The sequence below is a fragment of the Weissella sp. DD23 genome, from assembly GCF_001579105.1.
In the GTDB taxonomy this organism is placed as follows: Bacteria; Bacillota; Bacilli; order Lactobacillales; family Lactobacillaceae; genus Weissella; species Weissella cibaria.
This window is the reverse complement of sequence record NZ_KQ970391.1, coordinates 352,242-354,830: the sequence shown is the minus strand read 5'-3', so window position 1 is coordinate 354,830 and position 2,589 is coordinate 352,242. Positions and strand designations below refer to the sequence as shown.

2 protein-coding genes and 2 pseudogenes are annotated in these 2,589 nt (G+C 45.2%); all 4 read right to left on the bottom strand.

Features of this window, described 5'->3' with window-relative positions; genetic code table 11:
- A pseudogene (locus WEIDD23_RS04205) lies at positions 1–275 on the bottom strand (DNA mismatch repair protein MutS); the annotation flags it as partial.
- Between the two features lie 74 nt (positions 276–349).
- The gene (locus tag WEIDD23_RS04200) at positions 350–892 is read right to left on the bottom strand and encodes a DUF177 domain-containing protein (RefSeq protein WP_010373543.1); all 543 of its coding nucleotides are present in this window, start codon (positions 890–892) and stop codon (positions 350–352) included.
- Positions 893–895: 3 nt separating this feature from the next.
- A complete protein-coding gene (locus WEIDD23_RS04195; RefSeq protein WP_010373541.1) occupies positions 896–2,089 on the bottom strand; it encodes a nucleotidyltransferase in 1,194 nt (397 codons plus the stop codon).
- Between the two features lie 17 nt (positions 2,090–2,106).
- Positions 2,107–2,589, bottom strand: a pseudogene (locus WEIDD23_RS04190) (SAM-dependent methyltransferase); the annotation flags it as partial.

Below are 2,589 nucleotides of genomic sequence, written 5' to 3'. Positions count from 1 at the left end.
ATCTGTTCAACAACCGCAACTTTGTATCCCTTATCGACCAAAATATCGATATAATTCTGGGCGGCGTGATGTGGTACGCCGGCCATAGGAATCGGTTCAGCGGAATTTTTATTCCGTTGGGTCAACGTTAATTCTAATAATTGTGAGCCCAAAACGGCATCGTCATTAAACAGTTCATAAAAATCTCCCAGACGATAAAACAAAAATGCATCTGGATATTGCGCCTTGATTTCGTTGTACTGCTTCATCATTGGCGTTTCTTTCGGCTTAGCCATTATGCAAGTATTCCTTCCGTTTAAAATGTGGAAAAACGCTCACCGGTTCACCGCCGGTAAGCGCCTCTGTTTAACTAATCTTCATCCTTGAACAAGTCAGCCAAACCAGCCAGTGGCGTGTTTGCTTGCACTGGCTCTTCTTCCTTTTTCTTGTCAAAGTCATCTTCAGAAATCACTGCCCAACCATTACCTTCAGGCATTGGTTGATTCTGTTCTTCTTCAGTCAACACTTGCAATGGTACTGACAATGCCACGTACTCAGCCAACGCTTGGTTGAAATCAATCACACCATCTTCAACTAAGATGACTGAATCTTCAATTTCATAACGATCAGCGTGCGCTTCATCTTGTAAGTAAACTTCGTCAATGTCAAAATCAATTGGCATTTCCACAGGTTCCAATGAACGCGTTGACGGCGTCACTAGTTGTCCTTTCACATTCGCGTGAACAATGATGTCTTCACGATCTGCTTGTGCAAATCCCGTCACCGTCAACGGTGTAACATCTAAAATGACATCCCCAAATGTTGTTGTAATTTCATCCTTCAAATCCACAACTTCATTGAATTGGAGTGCTTCTGTCTTGTACTTTTGGAGTTCCACAAATTGCCACTTCATGACTTATCCTCTTTCTATAAAAACTGGAATGCGACCGGTATCCTGCGCCTTTGCAAGATCGGCTGGTCGTTGTGAGAAAAGTTGATACAACCGACCAGCTCGATAATCAAGCGCTAAAATGCCAGTTAAATCATCCTTTTCAACTTTATGTATCACTGGCAACGAAAACTCATCACGCTGTTGCTTGAGATAACGACGACCAAGTGTCGTGGCCCCAAGCATGCGCAAATAAGGCGTTGCCATCGCGGTTTGCATTTCCGCGCTTGTAATATTTAAAACAGTGTACAGTAACGTGCGTTGTAGGCGCGCCTGTGTATAACGTTTCGACTTATATGCTGCCATAAATGACGTGAAATCAGTCGCTAGGTGTTGCGCCACCTGTTCTTGCAATCGATACGCTAAACCATCCGTTAACTGATAAATTTGTTCAAGTTCAGCAATTGGCGTTGTCATCACTTTCGTTTGCAACGCATGGTACCAAGTCGTTGACCAAGGTGCGGTTTGAGCGCCTTGGGCTAACAGCTCAGCAGCTTGCTGTCCAACGTACGGTAAGAAAGACGTCGTTGGTGCTTGTTTGTCCATTAATTCTCGGATGGCAGTTGCGCTGGCAATATGATCATCAACCAACCGCGTCTCATGGTAGCCAGCTTTAATCCGCTGGATTGGTTGTAACGTGATTGTGCCTACCAAGTCCAAGTCAATGACAGCGGTCGCATACGCAAACCCCAACATATCATTAGGATCAGTTAATCGAAAGCCAACCACGTCTGCCAGGACATCATTAAACGCCGTGGCATAAGTTTGACTGTAGTCAGTTGAAAATTGTTTGTCAGCCATTAGCCGTTGGTGAGCCTGTTGCGCCAGCGCTAGAAAGTCCAAGTCACCGTGTTCAGCACCAAAAACAATCGTTTTCACACCCGCATCGGCGAGCAATTGCACCGCACCACGCGCAAAAATATGCGCTGGCTGTACCGCAAATGCGAACGGCAATTCAAAAACTAAATCAACCCCACCTCGTAACGCCAGTTCCGCCCGTTGCCACTTGTCAAAGGTAGCTGGCACCCCACGTTGCACATAATTACCACTCATGACAGCGACCACGACGTCCGCACCGGTCAGTGCTTTCGCTTGCGCTACATGGTAAGCGTGCCCATTGTGGAACGGATTATATTCGGTTATTAGCCCAACAGCCTCCATTACCAGCTCACTCCTTTTTAAGCTTTCGTTGCGTTAAAGAACCAACGTGGCGATTCCGCCGTTACTGTTTCGCGACCAAAGTCTGCTAATACCTCAATGTTGGTAAAACCAGCTTCAGTTAACAAGCGCTTATATGTTTCTAACTCGTACGTGCGCTCTGTGTGCACTTCTTGAATTTGTTGGAAGCCATCAATTTCTTCATTGTAAACAAAGAATGTTAACTCATGTTCTACCGTGTGGGCTTGCTCTTCAACACCATATGATGACCACATAAAGGCGGTTTCATCATCATGCCAATTGTACATATACCCCGGATAGTACACGTCTGTCTGCCAAGGTGAAATCACGTCAAACAAAAATTGACCATTAGCTTCCAAGTGGGCTGCAACTTGTTTAAAGGCTTGCAACGTTTCTTCTTCAGACGCCAAATAATTGAATGAATCTGCAAACGACGTAATGGTAGCAAACTTTTGCTCGTAATCTGACCATTCACGCATATC